This is a genomic window from Pseudomonas sp. Root562, assembly GCF_001427125.1.
In the GTDB taxonomy this organism is placed as follows: Bacteria; Pseudomonadota; Gammaproteobacteria; order Pseudomonadales; family Pseudomonadaceae; genus Aquipseudomonas.
Map to the genome: position 1 here is coordinate 306667 of NZ_LMGK01000021.1, position 24840 is coordinate 331506.

Here is a 24840-nt window from a genome sequence, read left to right on the forward strand (position 1 = left end):
ATTTCCAGGGATCGGCAGGCTAAGCCTCCCAACCAGCCCCACTCACCGCGGCCTGCACCAGCGGGTGCAAGTCCGCGCCCTTATGCTCCGTCTGCCAGGCCAACAACTCCTTGCGCATGCTCGGCGCCCAGAACATCTGCAGATGATTACGCACACTGAGCACGGCCTGCTCCTGGTCCGGTTGAGTGGCGAAGTACTGGGCGATCTGGTTGGCCATCTTGATCAGGTTGTCGGTGCTCATCGGCGTACCTCCGCTTTATCGCCACGGGCCTTGCGGCGGTCCTTGAGCAAGCGGTCCTGTTCGTCGCTGAATGCCTGGAAGCGTTTTTGCCACTCCGAAGGGTGATAAACGCGGCTGACTTCGACGGCCGTAACCTTGTACTCCGGACAGTTGGTGGCCCAGTCGGAGTTGTCGGTGGTGATCACGTTGGCCCCTGATTCGGGGAAGTGGAACGTGGTGTACACCACGCCCGGCGCAACCCGTTCGGTAATCCGCGCACGCAGCACCGTCTGCCCGGCGCGGCTGCCGATGCCGACCCAGTCACCTTCGTTGATGCCACGGCTCTCGGCGTCGGTCGGGTGGATTTCCAGGCGGTCTTCATCATGCCAGGCAACGTTCTCTGTGCGCCGGGTCTGGGCGCCGACGTTGTACTGGCTGAGGATGCGCCCGGTGGTCAGCAGCAGCGGATAACGCGTGTTGACCTTCTCTTCGGTAGGCACATAACCGGTGAGCATGAAGCGCCCCTTGCCGCGTACGAACTGCTCGATGTGCATGGTCGGCGTACCGTCAGGTGCCGCGGCGTTGCATGGCCATTGCACGCTGCCGTGACGCTCCAGTTCGGCGTAGCTGACGTTGGTGAAGGTCGGCGTCAGGCTGGCGATTTCATCCATGATTTCTGACGGATGCCGGTAATTCATCGGGTAGCCCAATGCGTTGGCCAGCGCCACAGTGCCTTCCCAGTCGGCCTTGCCACCCAACGGCTCCATGACTTTGCGCACCCGCGAGATGCGCCGTTCGGCGTTGGTGAAAGTGCCGTCCTTTTCCAGGAACGAACTGCCCGGCAGGAATACATGGGCAAACTTGGCGGTTTCGTTGAGGAAAATGTCCTGCACCACCACGCATTCCATGGCCGACAGCGCCGCGGTGACGTGTTGAGTATTCGGATCGCTCTGGGCGATGTCCTCGCCCTGGCAATACAGACCCTTGAAACTGCCACCCAGCGCGGCCTCGAACATGTTGGGGATACGCAGGCCCGGGTCGGGTTGCAGGGTGACGTTCCACGCCTGTTCGAACTGGGTGCGCACTTCCACGTTGGAGACATGCCGGTATCCAGGCAGTTCGTGGGGGAACGAGCCCATGTCACAAGAGCCCTGCACGTTGTTCTGCCCGCGCAACGGGTTCACGCCTACACCTTCGCGACCGATGTTGCCGGTGGCCATGGCCAGGTTGGCGATGCCCATCACCGCGGTGCTGCCCTGGCTGTGCTCGGTCACACCCAGGCCGTAATAGATCGCCGCGTTGCCGCCTGTGGCATACAGCCGCGCTGCGGCACGAATGTCGGCAGCAGGCACGCCGCAGATGGCGCCCAGTACTTCTGGCGAGTTGTCCGGGCGGCTGACGAATTCGCGCCAATTGGCAAAATCGCTGCCTTCGCAACGGGCGTCGATAAAGGCCTGATTGAGCAGCCCTTCAGTGACGATCACGTGCGCCAAGGCATTGAGCATGGCGACGTTGGTGCCCGGGCGTAGCGCCAGGTGCAGCTCGGCGCGGGCATGCACCGAGTCCACCAGATCAATGCGCCGTGGATCGATCACAATCAGCCGTGCGCCTTCACGCAGGCGACGTTTGAGTTGGGAGGCGAATACCGGGTGGGCATCGCTGGGGTTGGCGCCCATCACCAGGATCACATCGGCCTGCATCACCGAATCGAAACTCTGGGTGCCCGCCGATTCGCCAAGGGTTTGTTTCAGGCCATAGCCAGTCGGCGAGTGACAGACCCGCGCACAGGTGTCGACGTTGTTATTGCCGAACGCGGCGCGCACCAGTTTTTGCACCAGGTAGGTCTCTTCGTTGGTGCAGCGGCTGGAGGTGATGCCACCGATGGAATCGCGGCCGTATTTTTGCTGTAACCGACGGAATTCGCTGGCGGCGTAGGTCACCGCTTCATCCCAGCTGACTTCCTGCCACGGATCGTTGATGTGTTTGCGGATCATCGGCTTGGTGATGCGATCCGGGTGGGTCGCGTAACCCCAGGCAAAGCGGCCCTTGACGCAGGAATGGCCGTGGTTGGCCTGGCCGTTCTTGTCCGGCACCATGCGCACCAGTTGGTCGCCTTTCATCTCGGCGCGGAACGAGCAGCCCACGCCGCAATAGGCACAAGTAGTGATCACGCTGTGTTCGGGCTGGCCCATTTCGACCACGCTTTTTTCCATCAGCGTCGCAGTAGGGCAGGCTTGTACACAGGCGCCGCAGGACACGCATTCCGAATCGAGGAAGTTATCCCCACCGGCAGCGGCCACGCGGGATTCAAAACCGCGACCGGTAATCGTCAGGGCGAAGGTGCCCTGGGTTTCTTCGCAGGCGCGCACGCAGCGGTTGCAGACGATGCACTTGCTCGGGTCGTAGTCGAAGTAGGGGTTGGAGGTGTCCTTCACGTCCTCCAGATGGTTCTCGCCTTCATAGCCGTAACGCACTTCCCGCAGACCAACCTGGCCGGCCACGGTTTGCAGCTCGCAATTGCCGTTGGCCGAGCAGGTCAGGCAGTCCAGCGGGTGATCGGAGATGTACAACTCCATGACATTGCGCCGCAGCGTCGCAAGCTTCGGCGTCTGGGTGTGGACGCTCATGCCTTCAGTAACCGGCGTGGTGCAGGACGCCGGATAACCGCGCATGCCGTCGATCTCCACCAGGCACATGCGGCACGAGCCGAAGGCTTCCAGGCTGTCGGTGGCGCAGAGTTTGGGGATGGTGGTGCCGAGCATTGCAGCGGCGCGCATCACCGAGGTGCCTTCGGGCACGCTGATGCTGCGACCGTCGATATTCAAGGTGACTTGCACCTGGCTGTCGCGGGCCGGCGTGCCCAGATCGATATCGGTTTTCGGGTCGAAGAGAGTGATCATTGCTCGGCCTCCGAGGGCTGCAAGCCGAAGTCGGCGGGGAAGTACTTGAGGGCGCTGACCACCGGGAAGGGCGCCATGCCGCCCAACGCGCACAGCGAACCGTATTGCATCGTGTCGCACAGGTCCTTGAGGATGATCACCTGCTCATCGCGGACACTTTGGTCCGATGCGGCGAGCATGCGGTCGATCACCTCGACACCGCGGGTAGAACCGATGCGGCACGGCGTGCATTTGCCACAGGATTCCTCGGCGCAGAACTCCATCGCAAAACGCGCCATCTGCGCCATGTCCAGGGTGTCGTCCGCCACCACCACACCACCGTGACCGAGCATCGCGCCAATGGCGGCGAAGGCTTCGTAATCCAGCGGCGTATCGAATTGCGACGGCGGCACCCAGGCGCCGAGCGGGCCACCGACCTGCGCCGCCTTCAGCGGCCGGCCACTGGCGGTGCCGCCGCCGTAATCTTCCACCAACTCCCGCAGCGTCAGGCCAAAGGCCCGTTCCACCAGTCCACCGTGACGAATATTGCCCGCCAGCTGGAAAGGCATGGTGCCCAGGGAACGGCCCATGCCGTAATCGCGATAGAACTGCGCACCCTTGGCCAGAATCAGCGGCACCGAAGCCAACGTCAGCACGTTGTGCACCAGCGTCGGCTGACCGAACAGGCCCTTCAAGGCAGGAATCGGCGGCTTGGCGCGCACGACCCCGCGCTTGCCTTCCAGAGAGTCCAGCAGCGCGGTTTCTTCACCGCAGATGTAGGCACCGGCACCGACCCGCACTTCCATATCGAAGGCCTGACCGCTGCCGCCAACATTGGCGCCCAGGTAACCGTTCTCCCGGGCAATCTGCAGCGCGTTGCGCAGCGTGGCCACGGCATCCGGATATTCTGAGCGCACATAGATGTAGCCGTAGGTAGCGCCGACGCACAGGCCGGCAATCGCCATGCCTTCGATCAGCAGGAACGGGTCACCTTCCATCAGCATGCGGTCGGCAAAGGTGCCGGAATCGCCTTCGTCGGCGTTGCACACGATGTACTTCTGCGCCGCTTCGGTCGCACGCACCGTGCGCCATTTGATCCCGGCGGGGAAGGCTGCACCGCCACGGCCACGCAGGCCTGAGTCGAACACTGCCGTGGCAGTTTGCTCGCCGCCGATGGCGACGGCTCGGTTCAAACCTTCGAAACCGCCGTGGGCCCGGTAATCCTCCAGCGACAGCGGCTGGGTGATGCCAGCGCGGGCAAACAACAGGCGCTGCTGAGTTTTCAGATAAGGCAACTCTTCCACCAGACCCAAGGCCAGTGGATGCTTTGAAGGTTCGTCTTTTAATGAATCGAGCACAGAGGGCACATCGTCAGCGGTCAAAGGGCCGAAGCCAATACGACCTTGCGGGGTGTCCATTTCCAGTAGCGGTTCCAACCAGTACAGGCCACGGGAACTGGTGCGCTGCAACGCCAGCGGCAGATTGCATTCCTGGGCTTGAGTGATCAGGGCCGTGGAGACCTCGTCGGCACCCACAGCACGGGCCAGCGAATCACAGGGCAGATAAAGAGTCGGCATCACGCGTCCTCCCGGCAAGCGTCAAGCAAGGCATCGAGACGCTCGGCGCTCAGCCGCGCATGCACCCGGCCATCCAGCTCCAGAGCCGGCGAACAGGCGCATGCCCCCAGGCAATACACCGGCCGCAAGCTGATGCTGCCATCGGCACTGCTGCCGTGGTCGTCCAGTTGCAGGCGCTCACGCAACTGCGCCGCCAACTGCTCGGCACCACGGCTCTTGCACGACTCGGCCCGGCAAAGCCGCAGGATATGCCGCGCGGGCGGCGCAGTACGGAAGTCATGGTAAAAACTGATCACCCCACGCACCTCGGCCTGGCTCAGGTTCAGGGCATGGGCAATCTCGGGGACGGCGACATCGGGGACGTACCCAATACGCTCCTGAATATCATGAAGAATAGGCAACAGCGCACCCGCAGAGCCCTTGTGGCGCTCCAGCAAACTGTTGACCACCGGCAGGTGCAACATCTCATCAGGCATTCAGCAATCCTCACGGTCACGGACAAACCAGATGGCTGTCGGTCGTCCGAAAGTGTCGGCTGCGGCACTTACACCACGTCACGGTATCGTGGCAATTCAGGCCGTTGGCCAGGGCACCCTGAGCGGGCATCTTGTTGTGCCCGGCACGGTCTTCGCCGCACCTCGACTGGGCATAAAAGGCAGCTTGCCACGCCGCTATTGAATGACCTGCACCAAAGCGACGTGTTTGGTTCTGCCTACGACCTCTTATTGAGTCTAGATGAGAGTGGCGCGGGGGCATTGACCCATGGACGTGCGCGCCTGATGTCTATCGGGCGCGCACGCCAAATGTAGGAGCGAGCCTGCTCGCGATAGCGCCAGCCGAACCACCACCAACCTCGAAGAAAAAGGTAGTGACGCCGGAAACATCCTACATCCCGCCAGCCATTACAAAATAGGAAAGGTCCGAATCGTCAGTTTAACGATATCCGAATGAGCGAATACTCGTTCCGAAATACGTAAATTCTCTCCTGTAAGTTTGATAAACAACTACTGCAAGGAACGGTCACATGGCGTTCGACGCTTACGTCAAAATCGAAGGTATTCCAGGCGAAGCGCTTGATGACCAACACAAGGACTGGATAGAAATTACCGGGTACAGTTTCAGCACTCACCAGGAAGCCTCGTCTACTGCCAGTTCCGCAGGCGGTGCCTCATCGGGGCGCACGACCGTTAGCGACTTCACATTCACCAAGAATCTGGACAAGTCCAGTTGCAAGCTCATAGAGGCCAGTTGCGCAGGGGACCATCTAAAAGAAGTCGTCCTGACCCTGCATCGCGCTGGAGGCGAGAAGCAGAAGTACTTCGAAGTTGTGCTGGAAGAAGTCATCATTTCAAGTTACGCACAAGCCGCAAATGAAGGTGTACCTACCGAAAGCATCAGCTTGAATTATGGGCGGATTAAAACGATCTATATCCAGCAAAAAAGAACGGACGGTGCTGGCGGAGGTAATGTGGCGGGTGGTTGGGATCGCATCAGCAACAAAAAATACTGCTGAGGTGCCATCCATGTCAGAGACCTATAGTTTTATAAATTCAAGAATGCAACCTTATTCCTATTTGAAATCGACCTTGCAGCTTGGCAAGAACTCGATGTCAAAATTCGATGTGTTGAATGCACATGTTGTCAATTCGGTGGTACTGCCAGGCGAGCTGGTAATCGTAGGTGATAATTCAACACCGTCGTGTACGGCTGAAGAAGCGTTCTACATGAAGAAGGCCTTTGAAATCCACTTGGCACTCATGGTCAATGGAATGCAAAGTGATGGATTTCTATTAGAGAATCATGAACTCATAACAAGAGCGCTTGGGTATTCATCTATTGGAATAGGTAGCGTTGGCAGTGCTTGGAGTAAGCACCTTGATGGTATCAAGCAAACTCTTGAAGAGATCGAAGCGGCTCATCGTTATCACATTAGAAGTGGGACGGCTCAGGCTCGAAATGAGTTTTTGACGAAGCGCGAGTTTCTATTTAAACAGCTTGATCATCAATTGGAAGGTTTTGCTAAATACGGCTCGGGCCTGCGTAATCAAGGCTCGATAAAAAATATGCTTGGGATATCCACGAAAAGCTATTTGCACTCAGGGGTGATTACAGGTTATGCCGACACTATTAATGGAGTGGCGAAAGCTTCGAATCTCATGAAAAAAGGTACTTATCTGGGTGTTGGTCTCAGTGTGGCTGGAGCTGGAACGTCTATCTACACTGCATGCACGACTGGGCGCGAAACGGAATGCAGAAAAGCTAAATATGTTGAGGGTGGTAAGTTGTCTGGAAGTCTTGCATTAGGAAGCTTGGGAGGCAATGTTGGTAGTATGGTGGCTACGTTCGGATGTGCTGTTGCTATCGGTTTCGTTACAGGTGGCGCCGGATTGCTGGGGTGTGCTGTGATTGGCGGTGGGCTCGGTGCGTGGGCTGGAGGCGAAGTTGGCGAGAGTGCTGGAGAATGGGTAGGTGAAGTGGTCTATGAGTCATTGCAACAATGAGTGAGATTGTACTGGCAGGTATCGGGGTTTTCATAATTTTTTTCGCAATGGTGACTTCATGTTGGATGTATGTGTTTTCTTATCTGTTTACTGAGTTGATAGAGAGTTATTTAGATAAGAGTAAGTTTGTAGCGAGTAATCGTAAGGCTTTGTCTGGGTTTGGATTGCTCGGTAAGCCGGTGAGAAACGGTTCGGTGGCATTGATGTTCTTATGTCCTAAACTTTGCGAGAGGCGTGGTCTAATTGAAAAGGATGAGTTGTTGAATTTGCCATTAAGCCTAAAGAGAAAGCTGTTGGCACTCTGGATTACCGCTGGAATGTTGCTTTTTTTTGCGTTTGTTTTTTGGCTTTTGGTCGTTTGATTTTAGCATGTAGTGAAAAGCGTGCTTATTATCTTTGGATGCTAAAAAGTGGACGACACTAACGCTAAAAGTGGACCGCTAAAAGGGAGTAATTTTATTTTTTCTTGAGAAATAAATCTGGCCCCTTTCTTGTTCCTTTCTTGGATGTAAGTTTCCAACTACTCTATAGTTAAATGTGTTTTTCGACTGCGGTTGAAAAAGTAGCTGATTCACACGTAAAAGGGGACAGATTTATTTTCCTCTTCCGCTTGAGAAATAAATCTGTCCCACTTCTTCGTCCGAGTCTGTCCCCTTGGCTGCCAGTGGACAGCAAAATGACAAAGCAGTAGCGTCGCGCCACTGCCCTCAACTCTGTAACGGACTACACATGCGCACTCTCGCTCCAGCCTCGCGTCTGTTCTGCGCGATCACTTTCGCCGTCGTGATGACCCCGGCACTCGCCGATTGGGAAGAATCCCCGGAATACGCCTGGAAAACCTACCTCTCCGATTGCCAGCAGTTACAGCGGGATGTGACCGATGTACAGAACGGGCGCAAGTTGGCCATGGATGTCTTGCCCAACATCCAGGGTTTTCTGCGAACCATTACGGTACACCGCAAGAACCTGGCCCAGCCAAGCCTCGGCTCCCCCGATTACGCCCGTTGTGAAAGCGTCGTCTCCCAAGCCAAAGACCTAGCGGCCAAGGGCGGTGCTGAAAACGACGAGGCGATGGATCAGCATTTCCGCCAAGCCCAAACCGAGCACCTGAACTCACCGGAATACAAACGTGCTCGCTCTATGGGCTTCACCGACGTCGGCGAAGTCGGCGCCCTCGACCAGCACGCCGAGCTGGATGGCGAAGACAATCTGAAGACCTTGATGATCACAGTCGATTTTGGCTGCGGCCGCCATTTCCGCGCCGCGCAATACGTCAAACCCTATGTGGTGTACACCGTCCATCGTTCCGATGGCAGCTGCGGCGTCTACAAATACGTCGCCGTGCTGGGCGGTGAAACCGTGGAGCGAGGCGACTTCATTGATCAGGAAGGGATTTTTCAGTACGTGGGATGGAAGAAACTGGCCGGTGCGGATGGCTTTCCCATCGACGTTCGCGTCGTAAAAGCGCTGAAGTAACCCGTAGGACATTTCTTCAGCGCAGGATGGCTGGCGATACCGCCAGCCCAACCACCCCCGACAGCCCACCGCAATACCTGTGGGAGCTGGCTTGCCAGCGATAGCGTCCGCTCAGTCAACAAAAATGCCGAACCAGCCACCACCCTCACAAACCACACCCACAGGCCTCAACCACTAACCCTCAGCCTTCGCCCCCGCCCGCTTGGATACCGCCGCACAACCCCGATCCCGCGTCAGCACCTTCACCGCATCATCCACCAACGCCTTACTCATCGAAGTCAGGTAATGCGCAGCCCAGGCGTGATAGTCCGTATCCCTGGCATAAGCCGCATCCTTGCTCAACGCCTTGGCCAGAAACAGAAAATCAGAAGCCATCGCCAACGCATCCCCAAGGGGAACATCACGAGTGACATGGAACAGCGCTTGATCCGCACAGTAGATGGCCGGTGTCAGGCCGATGGTTTTGAGTTCAGATTGGTCAGTCATTGGCCATCTCCGAAGATGGAGAGGCAATGGGGGAGGGGAGTACGCGATTGGGGATTGCGTAGGGGGAAAAGCCAAATTTCAAACGGATTGATACTGCGCATTATCCAACTCCTTGATATGAGGAGCTGCCACGTTCGTTACCACACGAATGGGTGACAGCTGTGCGCAGGGTGGTAAACCGGGAATCAAGGAAACCGGCACGCCCGAGGGCGTCCCACGCACAGCCGCCATGACTCACGCTGCAGGCAGAAAAAAAGCGCCTGATGACGTGACTGGGGCGCTGTTGCGCCTTGAATAACTCGGGTTACCACACCCGGTCGCTGAATTGGCAGCGACGGTGGGAGGGTATCGTGCAGGTCCCGTTCTTGCAACCTCCGCCCCACCCCACACGTCTTTTGCTATCTCTCACGATTACTTAGGAGAAGCGCCTTCGAGGAAGGCCCAGAAGAGCTTGCTCGAGGATTGTGAACGTCTACCACACAGCTTTTTTAAACATCTGTAGATATTTCATCTATCCGAATGTTTACTTTTCCAAAAGGTAAGCAACCTTTTTTAACCATGTTATCAATTGCTTCATCTAAGTATGGGTTGATTGAATTTGCCAGTGTCTCTTTTTTTCGGCTGCAGGGCTTAACAAAGTTAGAGCTACTGTCTTTTTCGATCGGTTTATCAAACCAGTAACACTCAAATCCTGAGGAGATCTCCGAATCATCACTCCAAAATACCAACGGAAATAGCGATAACCCTACACCAGTTTCAGGGTCTAGTATGATAGGTGTCTCACGAGCAAGATGAATCTGTGAGCTAAATCCCAGCGACTCAATGAAAGGTTGGATGTCATTCGCAACTTTGAATAGACCTACGAAATTTCCAGGATTAAATGGCATAGGTCGCGTTTCTGACGCATATCCGAATTTCCGTCCTCTCATAATTTCAAGGCATAGGTTTATGATGAGGAAGAGGTAGCTATGACTATCGAAAGCATCGTCCGCGAGCTTTTCATGTTTGTGTTGAGTGAAGTCTAAAATTGCTCTTTCTAGTTGATCTAAATGCTTGGGTAATATTTCGGAAAGTCGGAGGCAAAAAATTAAGTCTTTACCTCCGTGCTCAATCGATCTAATAAGAAGGTCTTTTAGGGGGCCCATGGACCGATGTTGGAAACTTTTGAAAAAGCGCTCTGACGGTTTTAGTGATAGAGCTTCTGCAGCAGCTGAATAAGCGAGAAAAGCGAGTGCTGCTTCAAATGCTTCACGTGCAACCGTTGTGGATTGACTGGAATTTTTTACATCTAGATATTTTCTTAAAGGATACGCAACCGGATAAGGAAGCTTCGATAATGCATCGCTTAATTCTAGCCAAGTAGACTTGGTTGTTCGTAAATTTGTAGTCTTTACTTGGTCTTGGGTGATCATGCATATCGCGGAGCAGCTGGTGCCGAAATCATACCCGATATAATTGGCTGATGGGCTGATGTTGCTTGTGGGGGCAGTCATGTCAATGGCGAAAGCTTTTCCTTCAACAATGTTACCCGATATTCCGTACTCTGAATTTGGTATTTTGTATATGAACGTTGGTTTCGCAGTCCCATCTTCGCTTACCACCAGTTGGACAGTTACGGATGAGTCAAATTGCTTGTTTTCCCTAGTGTGGACAATTTGGGACTCTGCGTTGTATACATCGTCCTCGCCAGAGGCTGAAGGTTTAGAAAATTCATACCGGAGATGATTTTTAGGAGGGCTATTAAGTCTGATCTTCCACTGGAGAGGTTCGTTAATAAAATTATTGAGTGCTAGCGCGGAGGGCATCAAGTCCGTAGGTTTTGCACCTTTCATGTCTACTTTGTCGCCTACGGAGATGAAAGTTTTGTTGGTCTCAAATCCTTTATTGTCGGGATCCAATTTTAGCCGTATTGGATTATAAGTGACGCCAACAAACTCCGACTGTTCCTCATAATATCTGCGGGCACATTCAATGGCTAATCCGGTAGCAACAACCTCTTGGAATGATTGGCTAATGGGTATTGGTTCGGCCCCGGAAAGATCGCTCTCAAAATCTCTCTTTAGCAACTCTAGCAGCCATCGGATGTTGGATGATCCCCCTGAGATTAGTGCGGTAGTAATTTCCTTGCCGATTAATTCGGTTTCGGCGAGTTTAAATACTTTTTTTATCACCTTGGCTAGGTGCTGGTCCCACACTTTTTCAATAAAAATGTTCCGCAGTTGTTGTGCGAAAAGCTCATCTTGGATCCATGGTTCGTTAGTGAACGGGTCTTTCGGTAAAGTAATGCTAATTCTTTCGTATGCTTCATTGTGTAAGCTCCAGTTCTTTACCGAAGATACCAAGTCAATTTTATAACGTTCGCATAAATGTATTAAGTGGCGGAAATTTTTTAGGAATGTCTGCTTTCTGTCACTGAGGCTTGCAATGTCGAGTTCGCCGGTGCGAATCCTTTGGTGGTTTTTAATACAGCTGTCAGCATCTGCTTTGTTGCGTGGGTCTATATTTCTTTTTATTAGGTATTCTGCGATACATTGATTAATGTAGAAGCCGCCGCGCGGTACTGAGTCAGCGCCCAGTGGCTTGGAGTGTTTACCCGCTAAGCTGATGTCTCCTTTGTTTGTGGATTCGATTATACATCCATCAAAAGTTCCGCCTCCAAAGTCTAAAACTAGGGCGATGTGTTTAGCGTTTTCCTGTAGGTGTGGTATTCGTTGACCATACCGGTAGTATTGATAAACGGCAAAAGGTTCTGGGAGAAACTCTACTTCTTCATATCTGCTGAGTATGCGGCGTATGTTGCCTCGATAATTTTGAACCCATGCTTTATAGTTTTCTTGAAGTTGAAAATTTAGAGGTTCTGCAACAATTATTTTTGCTGGTATTTTGGTTTTGTTTTCGGGGTTTAACTCTTTTTCTATCGATGCTAAGGATAGTTCAATAAAATCTTTGCTAAGCTCATAGGCGCTTTTTTCGGAGCCGGATTCTGTTGGAAATAATTTACGGCTTGGAGAGCCTGGCGAGATGTCGCCTAAATCGATTTTAAAGTTATTGTTCAGTATTCCTGAGGTGGAAGAGGAGGCGGGTAGTCCGAAAGTTGTAGTTCCATCCTTTCCGTACATTAGAGCTGTAGGGATATAGCGACTCCCATCAACTTCTACCGGTTGGACACCTGTGACCCATAATGTTTTTTGAGTTTTTGTTGTCATCACAATCCTTGGTCTATTCCGGTGATGGGCGTGACGCGCAAAATTTTTCATTGAGCGTTCAGCATGGATCTTGGAGCCCAATCAGTTCGGTGGTGATTTTTCCTACAAGTCTGCGGATGAACGTAGCAAACTGCCATGCAATCGTCCATTGCGGAGTTTGCGTTAATTTTTTGGCTGAAAAAAGTGTGCGTGTGGGACGGAAAAGGGGACGGATTTTATTATTGGGTATAAAAGAAGGGGGCTAATGTCGGTCCTGCTATAGGACGCTGCCGGTTTTCAGGCGGCTCGCCTTCATTCATTGAATGTCTTTCAGATATTCCTTAAGCGCAACGAGCGGAGCACCAAGCTCCTCCATCCCCCGAACCCCAGCAACTTCCCCCGCCAACCTCCCCAACTCCCGCCCCAACGGCTTTTCCACACCCCCGACCGCCTCCAACGCCAACCCCACACATTCCCCCACCTTCACCTGAATCCCTTCGACATCCCCTCGTCGCACCAGCAACTCAAACACATCGCGCTGGTAATCGCCCATGACCAGGTCATCACGCAAAATCGGGCTTGAACCTTCCGATTCGTAAGCCAGTTTGAGGGAGAAGAGGGCGAGGGTTTCCAGGTGCAATTCCATGGGGAATCCTTGATGAGTGTTTTACTGACCGAGGGTGAGGGAGATCAAAAGCATCGCTGGCAAGCCAGCTCCCACAGGATGGCGGTGGGGGCCGGTGCTTTTCTGCGGGCGAAAAAAAAGGCCTTGCTAAGCAAGACCTTTCTTAATTTTGGTGCCCCGAGGGAGACTCGAACTCCCACTCCTTTCGAAAACGGATTTTGAATCCGCCGCGTCTACCAATTCCGCCATCAGGGCTCAATGGCGGCGAAGTATAGAGATGAGATAACCGTCGGTCAATCAGGTACATGGAGAATTTTTGATATTTCCGCTAGACTTCCCGGCCCTGCTAGACGAACCCCATCATGCGCGTTGCTGACTTTACTTTCGAGCTCCCTGATTCGCTGATCGCCCGCCATCCTTTGGCCGAGCGTCGCAATAGTCGCCTGTTGACCCTGGATGGGGTCAGCGGCGCCCTGGCACACCGTCAATTCACTGATTTGCTGGAGCATTTGCGCCCCGGCGATTTGATGGTGTTCAACAATACCCGGGTGATTCCGGCGCGGCTGTTTGGCCAGAAGGCTTCCGGCGGCAAGCTGGAAATTCTGGTGGAGCGGGTGCTCGACAGTCATCGCGTGCTGGCCCATGTGCGTTCCAGCAAGTCGCCCAAGCCTGGGTCGAAGATCCTGATCGACGGCGGTGGCGAGGCCGAGATGCTGGCGCGGCACGATGCGTTGTTCGAGCTGGGCTTTGCCGAGGAGGTGTTGCCGCTGCTCGACCGTGTCGGGCACATGCCGTTGCCTCCTTATATAGACCGCCCGGATGAAGGCGCTGACCGCGAGCGTTACCAGACCGTCTACGCCGAGCGTTTGGGCGCGGTGGCGGCGCCGACGGCGGGGCTGCATTTCGATCAGGTGCTGCTGGAGGCGATTGCCGCCAAGGGCGTCGAGACGGCGTTCGTGACCTTGCACGTTGGCGCGGGTACGTTCCAGCCGGTGCGGGTCGAGAAGATCGAAGACCACCATATGCACAGCGAATGGCTGGAAGTCGGCCAGGACGTGGTCGATGCGGTTGCCGCCTGCCGTGCTCGTGGCGGTCGTGTGGTGGCCGTGGGGACCACCAGCGTGCGGTCGCTGGAAAGTGCCGCGCGCGATGGCGTGCTCAAGCCGTTCAGCGGCGATACAGACATTTTCATTTACCCTGGCCGGCCGTTTCATGTGGTCGATGCCTTGGTCACCAACTTCCATTTGCCCGAATCCACGCTGTTGATGCTGGTTTCGGCGTTCGCCGGTTATCCCGAGACCATGGCGGCCTACAAGGCCGCGGTCGACAACGGGTACCGCTTTTTCAGCTACGGTGATGCGATGTTCATCACGCGTAATCCTGCGCCGACTGCCCCTAAAGAATCGGGCCCAGAGGAAACAGTATGAGTCGCACCTGTCGTATGTCTTTCGAGCTGCTGGCCACTGATGGCAAGGCTCGTCGTGGTCGCTTGACCTTCCCGCGCGGTACCGTCGAGACCCCGGCTTTCATGCCAGTGGGCACGTATGGCACGGTCAAGGGCATGCTGCCACGGGATATCGAGGCGACCGGTGCCGAGATCATTCTGGGCAACACGTTCCACCTGTGGCTGCGCCCGGGCACGGAAGTGATCAAGAAGCACGGCGACCTGCACGATTTCATGCAGTGGAAAGGCCCGATCCTGACCGACTCCGGTGGTTTCCAGGTGTTCAGCCTGGGTGCCATGCGCAAGATCAAGGAGGAGGGCGTGACCTTCGCTTCCCCGGTCGACGGCGCCAAGGTGTTCATGGGCCCGGAAGAGTCGATGCAGGTCCAGCGCGACCTGGGCTCCGACATCGTGATGATTTTCGACGAATGCACGCCGTATCCGGCTGACGAAGACGTCGCCCGTATTTCCATGGAATTGTCGTTGCGTTGGGCTCAGCGCTCGAAAAACGCCCATGGCGACAACACAGCGGCGCTGTTCGGTATCGTTCAGGGCGGCATGCACCAGGATTTGCGCATGCGCTCCCTGGAAGGCCTGGACAAGATCGGCTTCGACGGCCTGGCCATCGGCGGTTTGTCGGTGGGCGAGCCCAAGCATGAAATGATCAAGGTGCTGGATTATCTGCCGGGCATGATGCCGGCTGACAAACCTCGTTACCTTATGGGCGTTGGCAAACCCGAAGACTTGGTTGAGGGTGTGCGCCGCGGTGTGGACATGTTCGATTGCGTGATGCCAACCCGTAATGCCCGCAACGGGCATCTGTTCATTGATACTGGTGTGCTGAAGATCCGAAACGCGTTCCATCGCCATGATGATTCGCCGCTCGATCCGACCTGCGATTGCTATACCTGCCAGAACTTCTCCCGCGCTTATCTGCATCACCTGGACAAGTGCGGCGAAATGCTGGGAAGCATGCTTAATACCATCCATAACTTGCGTCATTATCAAGTGCTTATGGCTGGTTTGCGCGAGGCTATTCAACAGGGTACATTGGCCGCCTTTGTCGATGCCTTCTACGCCAAACGCGGGTTACCTGTTCCGCCTTTGGACTGAGTTTTCTGACCCCAAGATTCAACATTTGCAACTGGAGTGCTAAATGAGCTTTTTTATCTCTAATGCCATGGCTGACGCTGCTGCACCTGCGGCAGCCCCAATGGGCGGCGGTTTCGAGTGGATTTTCCTGGTCGGCTTCCTGGTCATCTTCTACCTGATGATCTGGCGTCCACAGGCCAAGCGCGCCAAAGAGCAGAAAAACCTGCTGAGCAGCCTGCAGAAAGGCGACGAAGTCGTGACCACTGGCGGTATCGCCGGCAAGATCACCAAAGTGGCTGATGATTTCGTGGTTCTGGAAGTTTCCGACACCGTCGAAATGAAATTCCAGAAAGGCGCCATCGCCGCCACGCTGCCAAAAGGCACGCTGAAAGCGATCTAAGTTTCATCTTCATTTTCAATCGACGGGGCGCGCAAGGCGCCCCGCGTCATAAACGGGCGGCGTGATGCTGAACAAATATCCTCTGTGGAAATACATTCTGATCCTGGCGGTGCTGGCGATCGGTCTGATTTATTCCGCTCCCAATCTTTATCCTGATGACCCGGCCATTCAGGTCAGCGGTGCCAGCACAGCACTGCAGGTCAATCAGGCTGATCTGGACCGTGTGAGCGCTGCGCTCAAGGAATCCGGGATCAATGTCAAGGCTGCCACGCTGGCTGCCGGCGGCAAGGGCGGGCTGATTCGCCTGACCAAGGCTGAGGATCAGTTGCCAGCCAAGGACGTCGTGCGCAAGGCATTGGGTGATGACTACGTCGTCGCGCTGAACCTGGCACAAACCACCCCGCAATGGCTGCGCAACCTCGCCGCGCACCCGATGAAGCTGGGTCTGGACTTGTCCGGTGGTGTGCACTTCCTGCTGGAAGTGGACATGGACAAAGCCCTCGACGCACGCTTGAAAGTCTACGAAGGCGACGTCAAGAGCCTGTTGCGTAAAGAGAAACTGCGCTATCGCAGCCTACCGCAACTCGATGGTGCCATTCAGCTGGGCTTCAGTGATGAAGCGACCCGCGAACAGGCCCGTAGCCTGATCCGCAAGAATTTCAACGATTTCGACATTGTTCCGGCCGACCTCAATGGTCAACCGGTACTGCGTCTGGCGATGACCCCGGCCAAGCTGGCGGAAATCCGCGAATACTCCATCAAGCAGAACTTGACCACGGTACGTAACCGCGTCAACGAGCTGGGTGTTGCCGAACCGATCGTTCAGCGTCAGGGCGCCAACCGTATCGTGGTTGAGTTGCCGGGCGTGCAGGACACCGCAGAAGCGAAGCGTATCCTCGGCAAGACGGCCAACCTCGAGTTCCGTCTGGCGGCCGAGCCGGGTGCTTCGAAAGCCACTTCCGAATCCTTTGAGTTCCGTGAAGGCAATCGTCCAGCGGCACTGATCGAGCGTGGCCTGATCATCACCGGTGACCAGGTAACCGATGCCAAGGCTGGCTTTGGCGAGCATGGCACTCCGGAAGTGAATATTCGTCTGGACGGCCACGGCGGCGAGCTGATGAGCCGTGCGACCCGTTCGAACGTCGGTCGCAGCATGGCGGTGATCTTCATCGAGCAGCGTCCTGTGACCACTTACACCAAGCAAGTGGTGAACGGCGTCGAGAAAGACGTGCCGGTGCAGACCTTCAAGGAAGAGAAAAAGATCATCAGCCTGGCGACCATTCAGTCGCCGCTGGGTGCGCAATTCCGTATCACCGGCCTGAACGGCCAGGGCGAATCGTCCGAACTGGCGCTGCTGTTGCGTGCCGGTGGTCTGGCGGCGCCGATGTACTTCGCTGAAGAGCGCACCATCGGCCCGAGCCTGGGTGCGGACAACATCACCAAGGGTATCGATGCGTCGCTGTGGGGCATGCTGTTCGTCTCGCTGTTCATCATCGCCATCTACCGCTTCTTCGGCATCATCGCCACCGTCGCGCTGGCGGTGAACATGGTGATGCTGCTGGCCTTGATGTCGCTGCTGGGTGCAACGCTGACCCTGCCGGGTATCGCCGGTATCGTGTTGACCATGGGTATGGCGGTCGACGCCAACGTGCTGATCTTCTCGCGGATTCGTGAAGAGATCGCCGCCGGCATGACCGTGCAGCGTGCAATCAACGAAGGCTTCGGCCGGGCATTTACTGCGATTCTCGACGCCAACCTGACAACCCTGTTGGTCGGCGGCATCCTCTTTGCCATGGGCACCGGCCCGGTCAAGGGCTTCGCAGTGACCATGTCCCTCGGGATCTTTACCTCGATGTTCACGGCCATCATGGTGACCCGCGCGATGGTCAACCTGATCTTCGGCGGTCGTGACTTCAAGAAGTTGTGGATTTAAGGGGCTGCCATGTTACGTACAATCAACTTCATGGGCGTTCGCAACTTCGCGTTCGGCGTCACATTGTTCCTTACCGTGCTGGCCCTGTTCAGCGTCGCCACCAAGGGCATGAACTGGGGCCTGGACTTCACCGGCGGTACGCTCATCGAGCTGACCTACGAGCGTCCGGCCGACGTCACCAAGGTGCGTGAACAGCTGGTGACTGCCGGCTATCACGAAGCCATCGTGCAAAACTTCGGTGCGACCACCGATCTGCTGGTGCGTATGCCTGGCGAAGACCCGCAACTGGGGCACCAGGTCGCCGAGGCCTTGCAGAAGGTCGGTGGCGAGAACCCGGCAACGGTCAAGCGTGTCGAGTTCGTCGGCCCGCAGGTGGGTGAAGAGCTGCGCGACCAGGGCGGCCTCGGCATGCTGATGGCGCTGGGCGGCATCCTGATCTACCTGGCTTTCCGCTTTCAGTGGAAGTTTGCGGTCGGTGCGATCGTTTCGCTTATCCACGACGTGATCGTGACCATCGGTATCCTGTCGTTCTTCCAGATCACCTTCGACCTGACGGTGCTGGCGGCGGTATTGGCGATCATCGGTTACTCGCTCAACGACACCATCGTGGTATTCGACCGGGTTCGTGAGAACTTCCGGGTCCTGCGCAAGGCCAACCTGATCGAGAACATCAACATCTCGACCACGCAAACCCTGCTGCGGACCATGGCGACGTCGATCTCCACCTTGCTGGCGATCGCAGCATTGCTGTTCTTCGGTGGCGACAACCTGTTCGGCTTCTCCATTGCCCTGTTCATCGGTGTTCTGGCGGGTACCTACTCGTCGATCTACATCGCCAACGTGGTGCTGATCTGGCTGAACCTGAGCACTGAAGACCTGATTCCTCCGGCGAATACCGAGAAGGAAGTCGACGACCGTCCATAACGGCCATCGTTTCCAGCTGTCAGCCGAAAAAGGCGCGAGTTGAACTCGCGCCTTTTTTTATGCTCCAAGGCTGGGAGAAGCGTGGACATGTTCCGCGGGTGATGGTCAGGAGGTTCATGTGAACAAGTCGATGCTGGTTGGTGCGGTATTGGGTGCTGTCGGTGTGACTGCCGGGGGTGCTGTGGCCACCTACAGCCTGGTTAAAGATAACGGTCCTGAGTACGCGCAAGTACTCGCTGTTGAGCCGGTGAAGACTCAAATCAAGACTCCACGTGAAGTGTGCAAGGACGTCACGGTCACCCGGCAAGCGCCGGTGAAAGATCAACACCAGATCGCCGGTACAGTGGTAGGTGCGCTGGCAGGCGGTTTGCTGGGTAACCAGATCGGCGGCGGCACTGGCAAGAAGATTGCCACGGTTGCGGGCGCGGTCGGTGGTGGTTATGCCGGTAACAAGGTTCAGGAGGGCATGCAGGAGCGTGACACCTACACCACGACCCAAACCCGTTGTAATACGGTGAATGACATCAGCGACAAGGTTGTGGGTTACGACGTGCGTTATTCGCTGGACGGCAAGGAAGGCAAGGTGCGCATGGATCGCGATCCAGGCAACCAGATCCCTGTGGATAAAGAGGGCAAGTTGGTCTTGTCGGAGAATCAGGCGGCTCAGTGAAGCGCTGAGGTCGGTTAAAAAAGAAGCACCCTGCGGGGTGCTTTTTTTGTATCCGCAATTTCTGAATCACTACCAATCCCCCTTGTAGGAGCCGGCTTGCTGGCGATCACGGTCTAACAGTCGACATCAATGGTGAATGTCAGATCGGTTCGCCAGCATTCCGCCTCTGTAGGAGCCGGCTTGCTGGCGATCGCGGTCTAACAGTCGATATCAATGGTGAATGTCAGATCGGTTCGCCAGCATTCCGCCTCTGTAGGAGCCGGCTTGCTGGCGATCGCGGTCTAACAGTCGACATCAATGGTGAATGTCAGATCGAATCGCCAGCAAGCCGGCTCCTACAAGGGTTGGCAGTTTCGGGCATAAAAAAAGCACCCCGCAGGGTGCTTTTTTCTGTCGCGGGAAGCTTAGCGCTTCAGCGAGGCGGGCAGGTGCGGCTGGATGGCCGTCAAAACGGCCTTGAAGCATTTGGTGTTACCGGCAACGACGTGGCCTTTCTCGAGGAAGTCGTGACCACCGGTGAAGTCGCTCACCAAACCGCCTGCTTCCTGAATCAGCAGGGCGCCTGCCGCCATGTCCCACTCGGACAGGCCCGACTCCCAGAACGCATCGAAACGGCCGGCGGCCACGTAGGCCAGGTCCAGGCTCGCCGAACCGGCACGGCGGATGCCGGCAGTCTGGCCCACCAGGGCGCGGAACATGCCCAGGTAGTTGTCGAGGTTGTCCATCTGGTCGTCACGGAATGGGAAGCCGGTACCCAGCAGGGCGCCGTCCAGGCTGGTGCGGCCGCTGACGCGCAGGCGACGACCGTTCAGTTGAGCGCCGCGACCACGGCTGGCGGTGAATTCTTCCTGGCGAACCGGGTCCAGAACAACAGCGTGCTCAAGACGACCGCGGTATTTGCAGGCGATGCTGACAGCGAAGTGAGGAATGCCGCGCAGGAAGTTGGTGGTGCCGTCCAGCGGATCGATGATCCACAGGTACTCTTCGCCTTCGATGCCGGTGCCGGCGTGCAGGCCGGTTTCTTCACCCAGGATCGAGTGATTAGGGTAAGCCTTGCGCAGGGCGTCGATGATTTTCTGTTCGGCGGCGCGATCCACCTCGGATACGTAATCCTTGGCGTCTTTTTCGTCGACCTTGATGGTATCCAGGCGCTCGATGGAGCGGAAGATCAATTCACTGGCGCTGCGGGCGGCGCGCAGCGCGATATTCAGCATGGGCTGCATGGATGTGTCACCTAAGGTTGTTAAAGAAAGCCGGGCATTCTATCAGAAAGTTTCTACAGGAGAAGGACGACGTTCGCTTTCATGGCTTAACGGTAGGATGAGCTGTAAGATTCTGCTCCCGATTATTGTGTTCGAGAGCGCCTCCCTTGCTGCAAAACATTCGTGTCGTCCTGGTCAATACCAGCCATCCGGGCAATATCGGCGGGGCTGCGCGTGCCATGAAGAACATGGGCCTGTCGCGGCTGGTGCTGGTCGAGCCTCGTCTGTTCCCGCATCACGAAGCCGACGCCCGTGCTTCCGGTGCCGGTGACATCCTTGAAAACGCGCAAGTCGTCGCCACTTTGGAAGATGCCCTGGTCGGCTGCAATCTGGTGCTGGGCACCAGCGCCCGTGATCGTCGGATTCCATGGCCGCTGCTCGATCCCCGCGAATGCGGGACGAAAGTGGTCGAGGAAGCCGGGCAGGGCGCGGAAATCGCCCTGGTGTTCGGGCGTGAAGATTCCGGCCTGACCAACGAAGAGCTGCAGCGATGTCATTATCACGTGCACATCCCCTCAGACCCTGAGTTCAGTTCGCTGAACCTTGGGGCGGCGGTGCAGGTGTTGAGTTATGAAGTGCGCATGGCCTGGCTGGCCGCGCAAGGTCAGCCGACCAAGGTCGAGAAGGAAGAAGTGGCTTCCGTCAAAAGCGCCGAGCTGGCAACGATGGATGAGCTTGAGCGGTTCTATGAGCACCTGGAACAAACCCTGGTGAGCATCGAGTTTCTCGACCCGGAAAAGCCACGGCACTTGATGGCGCGCCTGCGCCGGTTGTACGGTCGCAGCTCGGTTAGCCGGGCGGAAATGAATATTTTGCGTGGCATCCTCACGGAAACCCAGAAAGCGGCCCGTGGTGAGCTTCTTAAGCGGAAGGATTAATGATGTTCGAGCGTTTGCGTGAAGATATCCAGAGTGTTTTCCATCGTGACCCGGCGGCGCGTAACGCTTTTGAAGTCCTGACGTGCTACCCCGGCATGCATGCGATCTGGATTCACCGTTTGTCGGCAATGCTGTGGCGTGCGGACCTGAAATGGCTGGCGCGGCTGGTGTCGAACTTCGGTCGCTGGTTGACCGGGATCGAGATTCATCCGGGTGCCAAGGTCGGGCGTCGCTTTTTCATTGACCACGGCATGGGCATCGTCATTGGCGAAACCGCTGAGATTGGCGATGACGTGACCATTTATCAGGGTGTGACCCTCGGTGGTACCAGCTGGAACAAAGGCAAGCGCCACCCGACGCTGGGTGATGGTGTCGTTGTCGGCGCCGGCGCCAAGGTGCTTGGCCCGTTCACTGTCGGTGCCGGTGCCAAGGTCGGCTCCAACGCCGTGGTGACCAAAGAGGTTCCACCGGGCGCTACGGTGGTGGGTATTCCGGGGCGAATCATCGTCAAACCCGACGAAGAACAGGACGCCAAGCGCAAGGCCATGGCCGAGAAAATCGGCTTCGATGCCTACGGCGTGACCGAAGACATGCCGGACCCGGTGGCTCGCGCCATCAATCAGTTGCTCGATCACCTGCAGGCAGTCGACGGTCGTCTGGAGGGCATGTGCGGGGCGTTGAAGGATCTGGGCAGCAATTACTGTGCGAAAGATCTGCCTGAACTGCGCGAAGAAGACTTCGCCTGTGTGAAGGACAAGGATCAGAGTCAGGCCAGCTGAACCGAGTCAATTTCATCGCGGGCAAACCCGCTCCCACAAGGTCTCCAGTGAGGCGCCGATTGTGTGAGCGCCCACAATCCCTGTGGGAGCGGGCTTGCCCGCGATGAACGATAACGCGCAATTGCTGGCTGTAACCGGTCAGCCTTTGCTATGATGCGGCCGCTCTTTTGCGGGTAAACCTGACTAAAGTACTAGGTCTTATAGTTGACTTAAATACTCGGGAATTGCATACTCGCCCCATTCCGAACTCCGTGGTAAACGTCCATGCGACTGACTACAAAAGGCCGATACGCCGTGACCGCCATGCTCGATCTGGCGTTGCACGCGCAGCACGGGCCCGTGTCCCTGGCCGATATCTCCGAGCGCCAAGGCATCTCCCTGTCCTACCTCGAACAGCTGTTTGCCAAGTTGCGCCGCAGCAATCTGGTGTCCAGTGTCCGCGGTCCGGGCGGTGGCTACCAATTGTCCCGCGACATGCAGGGCATCCAGGTCGCCCAGGTGATCGATGCGGTGAACGAATCGGTCGATGCAACCAAATGCCAGGGCCAGGGTGATTGCCATTCCGGTGACACTTGCCTGACTCACCACTTGTGGTGCGACCTGAGCCTGCAGATCCACGAATTTCTGAGCGGTATCAGCTTGGCTGACCTTGTGACTCGCCGTGAGGTGCAAGAAGTAGCCCAGCGTCAGGATCAACGCCGTTGCAACAGCAAGGCGCCACGCCTGGACAAGATTGAAGCGTCCGCCGTCGAATGACAGCCACAGAGCTAACGGCGCGCCAGCCAGCCTGATTTAGGAGATAGTCCATGAAATTGCCGATTTACCTTGATTACTCTGCGACTACCCCGGTTGATCCGCGTGTCGCGCAAAAGATGAGTGAATGCCTGCTGGTCGACGGAAACTTCGGTAACCCGGCGTCCCGTTCCCACGTGTTCGGCTGGAAAGCTGAAGAGTCCGTCGAAAACGCCCGTCGTCAGGTGGCCGACCTGGTCAACGCCGACCCGCGTGAAATCGTCTGGACCTCTGGCGCCACTGAATCCGACAACCTGGCAATCAAGGGTGCGGCACATTTCTACGCCACCAAAGGCAAGCACCTGATCACCACCAAGATTGAGCACAAGGCTGTCCTCGACACCATGCGCCAACTGGAGCGTGAAGGCTTCGAAGTCACCTACATCGAGCCTCGCACCGATGGCCTGGTCACGCCTGAGATGATCGAAGCCGAACTGCGTGACGACACCATCCTGGTGTCGGTCATGCACGTGAACAACGAAATCGGCACCATCAACGACATCGCAGCGATCGGCGAACTGCTCCGTTCCAAGGGCATCCTGTTCCACGTCGACGCCGCTCAGTCCACCGGCAAGGTCGAAATCGACCTGCAGAAACTGAAAGTCGACATGATGTCGTTCTCCGCCCACAAGACCTACGGTCCTAAAGGCATCGGCGCCCTGTACGTAAGCCGCAAGCCGCGTGTTCGCATCGAAGCGACCATGCACGGCGGCGGTCACGAGCGCGGCATGCGTTCGGGTACCCTGGCGACCCACCAGATCGTCGGCATGGGTGAAGCTTTCCGTGTGGCCAAGGAAGACATGGCTGCCGAGAACGTGCGCATCAAAGCCTTGAGCGACCGTTTCTACAAGCAGGTCGAGCATCTGGAAGAGCTGTACGTCAACGGCAGCCTGACTGCCCGCGTTCCGCACAACCTGAACCTGAGCTTCAACTACGTTGAAGGCGAGTCGCTGATCATGGCGCTCAAGGATCTGGCGGTTTCGTCCGGTTCGGCCTGCACCTCGGCATCGCTGGAGCCTTCGTACGTACTGCGCGCCCTGGGCCGCAACGACGAACTGGCACACAGCTCGATCCGCTTCACCTTCGGCCGCTTCACCACCGAAGAAGAAATCGATTACGCCGCGCAGAAAGTTTGCGAGGCCGTTACCAAGCTGCGCGCTCTGTCGCCGCTGTGGGACATGTACAAAGACGGTGTCGACATTTCGAAAATCGAGTGGGCGGCACACTGATTTCAAGTCGCCGCGAACCGGCCCCGCGAACTTCGGTTACGGGGCTCAAAGAGCGACTCTCTGATGAGTGAGGATTAAGAATCATGGCTTACAGCGAAAAGGTCATCGACCACTACGAAAACCCGCGCAACGTCGGCAAGATGGACGCGCAGGATCCTGATGTCGGCACCGGCATGGTCGGCGCGCCGGCTTGCGGCGACGTCATGCGCCTGCAGATCAAGGTCAACGACGCCGGCATCATCGAAGATGCCAAGTTCAAGACCTATGGCTGCGGTTCGGCTATCGCTTCCAGCTCCCTCGCCACCGAGTGGATGAAAGGCAAGACCCTGGACGAAGCAGAAACCATCAAGAACACTCAGCTGGCTGAAGAACTGGCCCTGCCGCCAGTGAAAATTCACTGCTCCGTACTCGCTGAAGACGCTATCAAAGCGGCCGTTCGCGACTACAAGCAGAAGAAAGGCTTGATCTGATTTTCGAGTTTTGGCGAC

At 56.4% G+C, this 24840-nt stretch carries 24 protein-coding genes and 1 tRNA gene; 16 read left to right on the forward strand and 9 right to left on the reverse strand.

The window, feature by feature from the left end:
- Positions 1 to 19 precede the first annotated feature (19 nt).
- Genes ASD60_RS17165 through ASD60_RS17180 form a run of 4 tightly spaced genes read right to left on the reverse strand, consistent with a single transcriptional unit; the run spans position 20 to position 5152 of the window.
- Complete coding sequence (locus tag ASD60_RS17165; RefSeq protein ID WP_056855144.1) at positions 20 to 241, reverse strand: formate dehydrogenase subunit delta; 222 nt, start codon at positions 239 to 241, stop codon at positions 20 to 22.
- Entirely contained in the window at positions 238 to 3120 is a 2883-nt protein-coding gene (gene fdhF / locus ASD60_RS17170) for a formate dehydrogenase subunit alpha (protein ID WP_056855145.1), read from the reverse strand. Before fdhF ends, ASD60_RS17165 begins: the two co-directional genes overlap by 4 nt.
- On the reverse strand, positions 3117 to 4676 hold the full coding sequence (locus ASD60_RS17175; protein WP_056855146.1) for a formate dehydrogenase beta subunit: 1560 nt from the start codon (positions 4674 to 4676) through the stop codon (positions 3117 to 3119). Before ASD60_RS17175 ends, fdhF begins: the two co-directional genes overlap by 4 nt.
- Positions 4676 to 5152 (reverse strand): formate dehydrogenase subunit gamma, encoded by a 477-nt coding sequence (locus ASD60_RS17180; protein ID WP_056855147.1) that lies wholly within the window; start codon positions 5150 to 5152, stop codon positions 4676 to 4678. Before ASD60_RS17180 ends, ASD60_RS17175 begins: the two co-directional genes overlap by 1 nt.
- Positions 5153 to 5183: 31 nt before the next feature.
- On the opposite strand from ASD60_RS17180, the gene ASD60_RS28895 reads away from it, so the two are divergent.
- From ASD60_RS28895 to ASD60_RS17200, 5 genes are all read left to right on the forward strand, one after another.
- Positions 5184 to 5354 (forward strand): hypothetical protein, encoded by a 171-nt coding sequence (locus tag ASD60_RS28895; protein ID WP_156386278.1) that lies wholly within the window; start codon positions 5184 to 5186, stop codon positions 5352 to 5354.
- Positions 5355 to 5700: 346 nt separating this feature from the next.
- Positions 5701 to 6189, forward strand: a complete 489-nt coding sequence (locus ASD60_RS17185; protein WP_056855148.1) for an Hcp family type VI secretion system effector — start codon at positions 5701 to 5703, stop codon at positions 6187 to 6189.
- 10 nt (positions 6190 to 6199) lie between these two features.
- Positions 6200 to 7177, forward strand: coding sequence for a hypothetical protein (locus ASD60_RS17190; RefSeq protein WP_056855149.1), 978 nt, complete (start codon positions 6200 to 6202; stop codon positions 7175 to 7177).
- On the forward strand, positions 7174 to 7539 hold the full coding sequence (locus tag ASD60_RS17195; RefSeq protein WP_056855150.1) for a hypothetical protein: 366 nt from the start codon (positions 7174 to 7176) through the stop codon (positions 7537 to 7539). Before ASD60_RS17190 ends, ASD60_RS17195 begins: the two co-directional genes overlap by 4 nt.
- 367 nt (positions 7540 to 7906) lie before the next feature.
- A complete protein-coding gene (locus ASD60_RS17200; protein WP_056855151.1) occupies positions 7907 to 8653 on the forward strand; it encodes a hypothetical protein in 747 nt (248 codons plus the stop codon).
- A 174-nt stretch (positions 8654 to 8827) separates the two neighbouring features.
- On the opposite strand, the gene ASD60_RS17205 is transcribed toward ASD60_RS17200, so the two are convergent.
- The 4 genes from ASD60_RS17205 to ASD60_RS17220 form a co-directional block, all read right to left on the reverse strand.
- Complete coding sequence (locus ASD60_RS17205) at positions 8828 to 9139, reverse strand: DUF3077 domain-containing protein (protein WP_056855152.1); 312 nt, start codon at positions 9137 to 9139, stop codon at positions 8828 to 8830.
- A 488-nt stretch (positions 9140 to 9627) separates the two neighbouring features.
- The gene (locus tag ASD60_RS17210; protein WP_056855153.1) at positions 9628 to 12345 is read right to left on the reverse strand and encodes a hypothetical protein; all 2718 of its coding nucleotides are present in this window, start codon (positions 12343 to 12345) and stop codon (positions 9628 to 9630) included.
- Between the two features lie 295 nt (positions 12346 to 12640).
- Positions 12641 to 12970, reverse strand: coding sequence for a hypothetical protein (locus tag ASD60_RS17215; protein WP_056855154.1), 330 nt, complete (start codon positions 12968 to 12970; stop codon positions 12641 to 12643).
- Between the two features lie 149 nt (positions 12971 to 13119).
- Positions 13120 to 13204 (reverse strand) — tRNA-Leu (locus tag ASD60_RS17220).
- A 107-nt stretch (positions 13205 to 13311) separates the two neighbouring features.
- Here ASD60_RS17220 and queA point away from each other — a divergent pair.
- The 6 genes from queA (at position 13312) to ASD60_RS17250 (ending at position 19412) form a co-directional block, all read left to right on the forward strand.
- Positions 13312 to 14376: a tRNA preQ1(34) S-adenosylmethionine ribosyltransferase-isomerase QueA gene (gene queA / locus ASD60_RS17225; RefSeq protein ID WP_056855155.1), complete on the forward strand. Its 1065-nt coding sequence runs from the start codon at positions 13312 to 13314 to the stop codon at positions 14374 to 14376.
- 14 nt (positions 14377 to 14390) lie between these two features.
- Entirely contained in the window at positions 14391 to 15506 is a 1116-nt protein-coding gene (tgt, locus tag ASD60_RS17230) for a tRNA guanosine(34) transglycosylase Tgt (protein WP_162250580.1), read from the forward strand.
- 43 nt (positions 15507 to 15549) lie between these two features.
- Entirely contained in the window at positions 15550 to 15885 is a 336-nt protein-coding gene (gene yajC, locus ASD60_RS17235) for a preprotein translocase subunit YajC (protein ID WP_007956696.1), read from the forward strand.
- Positions 15886 to 15949: 64 nt separating this feature from the next.
- Entirely contained in the window at positions 15950 to 17818 is a 1869-nt protein-coding gene (secD, locus tag ASD60_RS17240) for a protein translocase subunit SecD (protein WP_056855157.1), read from the forward strand.
- Between the two features lie 9 nt (positions 17819 to 17827).
- Complete coding sequence (secF, locus tag ASD60_RS17245) at positions 17828 to 18742, forward strand: protein translocase subunit SecF (RefSeq protein WP_056855158.1); 915 nt, start codon at positions 17828 to 17830, stop codon at positions 18740 to 18742.
- A 118-nt stretch (positions 18743 to 18860) separates the two neighbouring features.
- Complete coding sequence (locus ASD60_RS17250; protein WP_056855159.1) at positions 18861 to 19412, forward strand: glycine zipper 2TM domain-containing protein; 552 nt, start codon at positions 18861 to 18863, stop codon at positions 19410 to 19412.
- Between the two features lie 404 nt (positions 19413 to 19816).
- Here the strand turns inward: ASD60_RS17250 and suhB are convergent, their stop codons facing one another.
- Entirely contained in the window at positions 19817 to 20635 is an 819-nt protein-coding gene (gene suhB, locus ASD60_RS17255; protein ID WP_056855160.1) for a type III secretion system regulator SuhB, read from the reverse strand.
- 146 nt (positions 20636 to 20781) lie between these two features.
- Here suhB and trmJ point away from each other — a divergent pair, with 146 nt between their 5' ends.
- The 5 genes from trmJ (at position 20782) to iscU (ending at position 24822) form a co-directional block, all read left to right on the forward strand.
- On the forward strand, positions 20782 to 21552 hold the full coding sequence (gene trmJ, locus ASD60_RS17260; protein ID WP_056855161.1) for a tRNA (cytosine(32)/uridine(32)-2'-O)-methyltransferase TrmJ: 771 nt from the start codon (positions 20782 to 20784) through the stop codon (positions 21550 to 21552).
- Between the two features lie 2 nt (positions 21553 to 21554).
- Positions 21555 to 22331 carry a serine O-acetyltransferase gene (gene cysE / locus ASD60_RS17265; protein WP_007998676.1) on the forward strand — a complete coding sequence of 259 codons (777 nt, stop codon included), beginning with the start codon at positions 21555 to 21557 and terminating at the stop codon, positions 22329 to 22331.
- 264 nt (positions 22332 to 22595) lie between these two features.
- Positions 22596 to 23087, forward strand: coding sequence for a Fe-S cluster assembly transcriptional regulator IscR (gene iscR / locus ASD60_RS17270; RefSeq protein ID WP_003227911.1), 492 nt, complete (start codon positions 22596 to 22598; stop codon positions 23085 to 23087).
- 50 nt (positions 23088 to 23137) lie between these two features.
- A complete protein-coding gene (locus tag ASD60_RS17275; RefSeq protein ID WP_008057730.1) occupies positions 23138 to 24352 on the forward strand; it encodes an IscS subfamily cysteine desulfurase in 1215 nt (404 codons plus the stop codon).
- Positions 24353 to 24435: 83 nt separating this feature from the next.
- Positions 24436 to 24822 (forward strand): Fe-S cluster assembly scaffold IscU, encoded by a 387-nt coding sequence (gene iscU, locus ASD60_RS17280; protein ID WP_056721266.1) that lies wholly within the window; start codon positions 24436 to 24438, stop codon positions 24820 to 24822.
- Positions 24823 to 24840 lie beyond the last annotated feature (18 nt).

Excerpts from the sequence above, each read along its gene's own strand:
- ASD60_RS17165 (WP_056855144.1), bottom strand. The coding sequence starts at position 241 with ATGAGCACCGACAACCTGATCAAGATGGCCAACCAGATCGCCCAGTAC.
- fdhF (WP_056855145.1), bottom strand. The coding sequence starts at position 3,120 with ATGATCACTCTCTTCGACCCGAAAACCGATATCGATCTGGGCACGCCG.
- ASD60_RS17175 (WP_056855146.1), bottom strand. The coding sequence starts at position 4,676 with ATGCCGACTCTTTATCTGCCCTGTGATTCGCTGGCCCGTGCTGTGGGT.
- ASD60_RS17180 (WP_056855147.1), bottom strand. The coding sequence starts at position 5,152 with ATGCCTGATGAGATGTTGCACCTGCCGGTGGTCAACAGTTTGCTGGAG.
- ASD60_RS28895 (WP_156386278.1), top strand. The coding sequence starts at position 5,184 with ATGGCTGTCGGTCGTCCGAAAGTGTCGGCTGCGGCACTTACACCACGT.
- ASD60_RS17185 (WP_056855148.1), top strand. The coding sequence starts at position 5,701 with ATGGCGTTCGACGCTTACGTCAAAATCGAAGGTATTCCAGGCGAAGCG.
- ASD60_RS17190 (WP_056855149.1), top strand. The coding sequence starts at position 6,200 with ATGTCAGAGACCTATAGTTTTATAAATTCAAGAATGCAACCTTATTCC.
- ASD60_RS17195 (WP_056855150.1), top strand. The coding sequence starts at position 7,174 with ATGAGTGAGATTGTACTGGCAGGTATCGGGGTTTTCATAATTTTTTTC.
- ASD60_RS17200 (WP_056855151.1), top strand. The coding sequence starts at position 7,907 with ATGCGCACTCTCGCTCCAGCCTCGCGTCTGTTCTGCGCGATCACTTTC.
- ASD60_RS17205 (WP_056855152.1), bottom strand. The coding sequence starts at position 9,139 with ATGACTGACCAATCTGAACTCAAAACCATCGGCCTGACACCGGCCATC.
- ASD60_RS17210 (WP_056855153.1), bottom strand. The coding sequence starts at position 12,345 with ATGACAACAAAAACTCAAAAAACATTATGGGTCACAGGTGTCCAACCG.
- ASD60_RS17215 (WP_056855154.1), bottom strand. The coding sequence starts at position 12,970 with ATGGAATTGCACCTGGAAACCCTCGCCCTCTTCTCCCTCAAACTGGCT.
- queA (WP_056855155.1), top strand. The coding sequence starts at position 13,312 with ATGCGCGTTGCTGACTTTACTTTCGAGCTCCCTGATTCGCTGATCGCC.
- tgt (WP_162250580.1), top strand. The coding sequence starts at position 14,391 with ATGTCTTTCGAGCTGCTGGCCACTGATGGCAAGGCTCGTCGTGGTCGC.
- yajC (WP_007956696.1), top strand. The coding sequence starts at position 15,550 with ATGAGCTTTTTTATCTCTAATGCCATGGCTGACGCTGCTGCACCTGCG.
- secD (WP_056855157.1), top strand. The coding sequence starts at position 15,950 with ATGCTGAACAAATATCCTCTGTGGAAATACATTCTGATCCTGGCGGTG.
- secF (WP_056855158.1), top strand. The coding sequence starts at position 17,828 with ATGTTACGTACAATCAACTTCATGGGCGTTCGCAACTTCGCGTTCGGC.
- suhB (WP_056855160.1), bottom strand. The coding sequence starts at position 20,635 with ATGCAGCCCATGCTGAATATCGCGCTGCGCGCCGCCCGCAGCGCCAGT.
- cysE (WP_007998676.1), top strand. The coding sequence starts at position 21,555 with ATGTTCGAGCGTTTGCGTGAAGATATCCAGAGTGTTTTCCATCGTGAC.
- iscR (WP_003227911.1), top strand. The coding sequence starts at position 22,596 with ATGCGACTGACTACAAAAGGCCGATACGCCGTGACCGCCATGCTCGAT.
- ASD60_RS17275 (WP_008057730.1), top strand. The coding sequence starts at position 23,138 with ATGAAATTGCCGATTTACCTTGATTACTCTGCGACTACCCCGGTTGAT.
- iscU (WP_056721266.1), top strand. The coding sequence starts at position 24,436 with ATGGCTTACAGCGAAAAGGTCATCGACCACTACGAAAACCCGCGCAAC.